The sequence below is a fragment of the Dyella sp. SYSU CM1112 genome, from assembly GCF_058216415.1.
The window spans coordinates 1-229 of sequence record NZ_JBZEGI010000175.1; the positions used below are offsets into that span (position 1 = coordinate 1).

Below are 229 nucleotides of genomic sequence, written 5' to 3' on the forward strand. Positions count from 1 at the left end.
GGCAAACACCGCCGTGACCTGCGCGGCATTGCTTCCCAGCACCCAGCCGGAGATGCCGCCGTAACCGTTGCGGCAATGATGGTAGGCCGCAGCGGCGCCGTTGGCCGGCATCTCGCCGTGCACGATGCCCAGCACCTTGTCTTCCAGCTGGCCGTAGGCCGGATGCAGCGCCGCGCGCGTGGTGAGCCCGCCCATCGAGTGGCTGACCAGGATGACCTGCTCGCAGCGG

The 229-nt window shown here is 69.4% G+C and carries 1 pseudogene; it reads right to left on the minus strand.

Annotation, left to right across the window (positions count from 1 at the left end):
* Positions 1-229: pseudogene (locus tag AC4HNJ_RS22120) on the minus strand (esterase/lipase family protein); the annotation flags it as partial.